Source organism: Rhodococcus sp. A14 (genome assembly GCF_011603105.1).
Classification (GTDB): domain Bacteria; phylum Actinomycetota; class Actinomycetes; order Mycobacteriales; family Mycobacteriaceae; genus Rhodococcus_F; species Rhodococcus_F opacus.
Map to the genome: position 1 here is coordinate 1 of NZ_JAAOQS010000201.1, position 6,002 is coordinate 6,002.

Here is a 6,002-nt window from a genome sequence, read left to right on the forward strand (position 1 = left end):
GGTGTGTCCGCTTCCGGTGGTTTTGGCGTGGTACATGGCGGCGTCGGCGCGTCGGATGAGCGTTACTCGGGTGTCTTCCGGTCGGGCGAGGGCGATGCCGACGCTGGCGGTGTAGCGAAGTTCGCGTCCGGCCGTGTCGGGTCCGATGTGTAGTTCGGTGATGCGGGTGGCGAGGGTGATGGCCTCGGTGGTGGTGGTGTCGGGGCAGACGATGAGGAATTCGTCGCCGCCGATCCGGGCCACGGTGTCGGTGGGGCGTATGACCGATTGCAGTTGTTCGGCCAACCGGATGAGGGCGTCGTCGCCGACGGCGTGGCCGAGCCGGTCGTTGAGGGTTTTGAACTCGTCGAGGTCGATCAGCAACGCCGCAACCGTGCGCCCGCTTCCGCGTGCGGCGTCCAGGGCGGTGTCGATCTGCTGATGCGCCAGGGCACGGTTGGGTAGCCCGGTCAATGAATCGTGCAGGCTCAGATGCCGCAGCGCCTCTTCTGCCTCGATGCGCCGGATCGCCGCCGCCAGTACGGCGGCCACCGAGCGCAGGAACATCACCTCCCGGTCGGAGTAGTCGCGGGGGCGGGCGCTGTGCGCGGTGAGCACTCCCCATACCGTGTCGGCGCCGATGGGAACGCAGACCCCGCTCCGTAGCCCCCGGGAATTCATGGCGTCGGTGGAGAACCGGTGCTCGCCGTACCGGTCAGGGCAGATGATGATCTGATCGGTGGCGGCCGCGTATCCGGGCTGCGAATCGGTACCGGGGGCGAAGGTTTCCGGAACGGGCGGTTGACCACGATAGGCGAGCACCCGCAACGCACCGCCCGGCTCCTCGGCCCGGGCTACCGAGGCGCAGTTGACTCCGACCAACGCGGCGGCTGCGTCCGCCGCGGCGACGAGGACGTGGTCCAGGTCGCCGTCGACGGCGAGCTGACTCAGGTCGGCGAGGGCGCGTTGTTCGCGGACCCGATACGCGGCCGCCTCCAACGCGGTGTGCAGGCGCTGTTCGTGCTCCTGGGCGGTGCGCAGGTCCTGGGCGATGCAGGCGATCACCGCCGGGCGCTGGTCCTCGGTGCGCTCGATCACGTAGGTGGACAAGGTCACCGGGATCGGTTCACCGGTCAGGAAGTGCCGGAACTCCGACCGGCCCTCCCACCGGCCCTGATCCAGCAGGGCTGATTCCATCTCGGGGGCCTGGACGAATCCGACGTCGGTGAAGAACTCCGGCGCCCAGCGGGCGGCGACGGCGGCCTCGTCGGTCAGTCCCATAAGCTGCATCCCGGCGGGGTTGAGGTAGCGCAGGCGTCCGGTGCCGTAGTCGGCGAGTGCGACCATGTTCTGGGCATGCTCGATCGCCGACAGCAACATGCGGGCTTCCGCTGTTTCCGGTTTCATCCTGGCCGTCCTCCCAGCCTCGATGTGCGGCGCCGCCGTGGTGTCCACCCTTGCAGGTCGAGCCTTCGCATTGCTTGTGATGATTCGAGTGAACACCGACAGGTTCGATCAGTCGATGGGCGATGCGATCCAGATCGCGGGTCGTTGGTCTCCAGGGGCGATTCCCCACCCGAGCGGGAGCACCCTACGGAAGGAACCCTCCGATGATGACCAGCGTTCTCCGGCGCACCCGCCGCGGCGGCAACAGGCACCGTCCCTCGCATGCATCGTGACGGCGCCGGGGGTCGGGTTCATTTACGTTTTCGGGTTCGGCGTTCGGGGCCCGTCGATTCCCGCACCGCCGCCTACGTCCGCGGCAGATTCGCCCGAACATCCGGACGACCTACACCGAGTTGTTCAAGGGCGTGGCCTTGCCGCCTTTGCTTTTCTGGATATTCACGCGGGGGTCTCACCACGCCCTACCAGGTCGGCCAGGTCCTCGCCGCCTACGAAAAGTCATGGAGGAGGCAGTCAATGGCTGACCTGTCGCATTACACCTGAACTCGTGCTGGACGACGACGTCGACGTCGCAGTCCTGGACGGGCAGCGGAACCTGATCCGGCTCGGTCGGGATGCCTCCCTGACTGCGTGCACTTGGCGGGACTACGGGCAGACTCGTCGGATAGCGACCGATATTCTGGCCAACACCCCCGCGGCGCAGGGGCTTCGATACGAGTGCCGGCACGGACGAAACGAACTCGCGCTGATGCTGATCGACGGCCGAACGACACCGTCTCTGAGGTTGGTGCGCTCGGTACCACTCGACATTGACGGATGGGCTCGGGATGCGGTGACCGCCTCGCTCCTCGACGACTTCAACCTGGCGTTGGGGTAGGCGGCGAGAGATACCCCCGACGCCGGCGCGGGCGATCCTGCACACCGAGGCGGAGGCGCTGAACGCCCTTCTGACGGCGGCAGGCCCGGACCGGGACGGGGGCGACGATCAGGACCCGCTGAACCCGCTGAACCCGGGGTGGCCCGCATGGGACCTGGAAGCCGCCCTGCGGGTGCTGCCTGGGATCGGCCAGATGAAGGCGACGAAGCTGATCGCCCGCACACGCCCCGGCTGTATCCGATCTTCGGACTCGGTGGTCAGCCAGGTCCTTGGCACTACCCGGGGACATCTGAATCCGGTCCGGGAGGCGCTGCGCGCCGACGACGGGGCGTTGTACCGCCGGTTGCTGTCGATCCGAAAGGAGGCCGGCCTCCCCGGACGAGCTCTCCGCGTTCTGTGTTCGATGTGATCGCGTGGATGGACGGCACGAGTTGCGGCCTCGAAGAGCACTCTGACCTGGGAAGATGACACGTCCAGGGTGTGATCCATCATCGGCACGGCCGATGGTGGATGGTGTGGACGAGGTGACACCGGCGGTGATCTCGTGGCAGCACTGTGTCGAGGTTCCGCGGCCGCGGGTGTATCTGCACGGTGTTCGTTCACTTCGTTCGGGTCGGATCCGCCGCCGCCGGCCGGGTTGGGTGAGTCGGGCGTGGCCGGCTTTTGTGGTGGTGGCGTGCGGGTGATGTCTGTGGTGGCCTGCCCGGCAGTTCGCTGTGCCGGTGGTTTGCGCGTTTGTGCCGTTGGTGGCGTTTTTTCATCGGGATTGAGTTGTTCACCCCCGGACTGAAGCTGCGGTCGCGGCGGGCACTTGTCGGGAGGACCGCCGGGACCGGCGCTGACCGCAGATTCGGGTGGTGTGCGGGCGGGCAGGCTCATTCCCGTCCGCGCGTCCCGCGGGCGGGAATATCGTGGGTTGCAGCACTGCACTCCGGGCCCAGCAGAGGACCCGTGAGGGTTCCGACGTCCGGGAACGGGATGTGAGTGGTCATGGTGGAGCGAGCGGGTGTGCGTCGCGAGGTTCTCCCGATCCCGGATCGGCCTTACCTCGGTCTGGTCACCTACGACGCGAAGGATCCGGACACGGCGTTTCCCCCGATCGAACCTCTCCTCCCGCCCGAGGGTGCGCCGAACGTGCTGGTGGTTCTGCTCGACGACGTGGGGTTCGGGGCCGCCAGTGCCTTCGGCGGGCCGGCGCACACCCCGACCGCGGAGCGACTGCAGGCAGGCGGCCTGACCTACAACCGGTTCCACACCACCGCCCTGTGCGCGCCGACCCGGGCGGCACTGCTGAGCGGGCGAAACCATCATTCGGTCGGGATGGGCATGATCACCGAGACCGCGACCGCGGCACCAGGCTCGTCGGGGTTGCGGCCGAACACCAAGGCCGCGTTGCCGATGACGTTGAAGCTCAACGGGTATTCGACGGCGCAGTTCGGCAAGTGTCACGAGGTGCCGCCGTGGCAGACGTCGCCGATCGGCCCGTTCGATGCCTGGCCGTCCGGGGGCGGCGGCTTCGAGTACTTCTACGGGTTCATCGGCGGTGAGAACAACCAGTACTACCCGGCGCTGTACGAGGGGTTCGCGCCGGTCGAGCCGGACAAGACCCCCGAGGAGGGTTACCACCTCACCGAGGACCTGACCGATCACGCCATCGACTGGATCGGCACCCAGAAGTCCCTGGCCCCGGACAAGCCGTTCTTCGTCTACTTCGCTCCCGGCGCCACCCACGCCCCGCACCACGTGCCGCCGGAGTGGGCGGACAAGTACACCGGCCGGTTCTCGGGCGGGTGGGACGCCCAACGCGAGGCCACCGTCAAGCGGCAGAAGCAACGCGGCGTCATCCCCCCGGACACGGAGTTGACCCAGCGACCGGACGCGATCCCGGCCTGGGACGACATGGACGACGCCCTCAAACCGGCGCTGGAGCGTCAGATGGAGGTCTACGCGGGGTTCCTCGAGCACACCGACTTCCACGTCGGCCGCCTCATCGACGCGATCGAGGAACTCGGTGCCCTCGACAACACCCTGATCTACTACATCATCGGCGACAACGGTGCCTCCGCCGAGGGCACCGTCAACGGGGCGTTCAACGAGATGGCGAACTTCAACGGACTCGCCGCCATCGAGACCCCGGAGTTCATGGCGCAGGTCAAGGACAAACTCGGCACGGCCGACGCCTACAACCACTACTCGGTGGGCTGGGCGTGGGCGATGTGCACGCCATTGCAGTGGACCAAACAAGTTGCCTCGCACTGGGGTGGCACCCGCAACGGAACCATCGTGCACTGGCCGGCCGGCATCGCCAGCAAGGGGGAGGTGCGGTCGCAGTTCACCCATGTCATCGACGTCGCGGCGACGGTTCTCGAGGCCGCCGGGCTGCCCGAGCCCACGTTCGTCAACGGGGTACAGCAATCCCCGCTCGAGGGCCCGAGCATGCTCTACAGCTTCGACCAAGCGGATGCGCCGGAACGGCACGATCTGCAGTACTTCGAGATGGCCGGCAACCGCGGCATCTACTACAAGGGCTGGAGCGCGGTCACCCGGCACAGCACCCCGTGGCTGCCCAGCGAGCAACTCCCCCCGCTGGACGAGGACGTGTGGGAACTCTACGACGGCAGCGTCGACTGGTCCCAGTCCCACGACCTCGCAGCCGAGATGCCCGGCAAACTCGCCGCCCTGCAACGGCTCTGGTTGATCGAGGCCGTGAAATACAACGTGCTCCCGATCGACGACCGCCGCTTCGAACGCCTGAACGCGACCATCGCCGGCCGACCACAACTGGTTACCGGGACCACACAGACCCTGTTCCCCCGGATGCGGCGGCTCAGCGAGAACAGCGTCATCGACGTCAAAAACCGGTCCTTCTCGGTCACCGCGGCGATCGAGGCACCGGAGAACGCGCCCACCAACGGGGTCCTCATCGCTCAGGGCGGCCGCTTCGGCGGGTGGGCCCTCTACGTCAACGACGGGCGCGCCAAGTTCGTCTACAACCTCCTGGGCATGAAGGAGTTCGTCGTCGGCGCAACGGAAGACCTCACCGCCGGCAGTCATCAGGTCCGGGCCGAATTCGCCTACGACGGCGGAGGCCTCGCGAAGGGTGGGAAGGTGACCCTCTTCTACGACGGCCGCGAAGTGGGCGCCGGCCGGGTCGAGCAGACCCAGCCGTTGATCTTCTCCGCCGACGAGACCACCGACATCGGCGACGACTACGGGACACCGGTGAGCACCGACTACCACGACCCCACCGGGTTCACCGGCCGCATCCACGTCGTCCAGATCGACGTCGGCACGGACGACCACTCCCACCTCATCGACCCCGCAGAAGTGGTGCGGGTCGCCACGTCCCGCCAGTAGGAGGGGCGCTCCCGGCTACTGGCGGGACGAGCAGACAAGGACCGGTGATGGCGGGCCCCGACGACAACACTTCACCCGGACACGGTGACCTCGGCGCGGACGAACGCCCCGAACTCGACCGGCCACACGCCACGGCGGGGACGATGAGGCGGTGACACCATGACGTGGGCACTACCGACGATCGCCGCGCTGTTGCTCGCCTATGCGGCGATCTCCGGCCGCATCGCGGGCACCCCGATCACCGCCCCGATCCTCTTCACCGCCGGCGGCCTGATCCTCGGCGCGAACGCGCTCGGGCTGATCGATGTGCACGCCGGCGCCGAGGCGGTCAAACTGCTCGCCGAGGTGACCCTCGCGCTGGTGCTGTTCTCCGACGCCTCCCGAG

Annotated in this window: 4 protein-coding genes and 1 pseudogene; 4 read left to right on the forward strand and 1 reads right to left on the reverse strand. The window is 67.6% G+C overall.

The window, feature by feature from the left end; translation table 11 throughout:
- A partial coding sequence (locus tag G9373_RS44320) for a sensor domain-containing diguanylate cyclase (RefSeq protein ID WP_167121152.1) occupies positions 1-1,386 on the reverse strand: 1,386 nt, incomplete at its 3' end.
- A 544-nt stretch (positions 1,387-1,930) separates the two neighbouring features.
- Between G9373_RS44320 and G9373_RS44325 the strand changes: the two genes are divergently transcribed.
- The 4 genes and pseudogenes from G9373_RS44325 to G9373_RS44340 all read left to right on the forward strand — a co-directional run.
- A complete protein-coding gene (locus G9373_RS44325; protein WP_206033934.1) occupies positions 1,931-2,260 on the forward strand; it encodes a hypothetical protein in 330 nt (109 codons plus the stop codon).
- A gap of 58 nt (positions 2,261-2,318) precedes the next feature.
- Positions 2,319-2,669 (forward strand): DUF6308 family protein, encoded by a 351-nt coding sequence (locus G9373_RS47470; RefSeq protein ID WP_240961132.1) that lies wholly within the window; start codon positions 2,319-2,321, stop codon positions 2,667-2,669.
- A gap of 581 nt (positions 2,670-3,250) precedes the next feature.
- Positions 3,251-5,617, forward strand: a complete 2,367-nt coding sequence (locus tag G9373_RS44335) for an arylsulfatase (protein WP_167121155.1) — start codon at positions 3,251-3,253, stop codon at positions 5,615-5,617.
- Between the two features lie 159 nt (positions 5,618-5,776).
- Positions 5,777-6,002 (forward strand): annotated as a pseudogene (locus G9373_RS44340) (sodium:proton antiporter); the annotation flags it as partial.

Coding starts and splice junctions, on each gene's coding strand:
- G9373_RS44335 (WP_167121155.1), top strand. CDS start 3,251: ATGGTGGAGCGAGCGGGTGTGCGTCGCGAGGTTCTCCCGATCCCGGAT.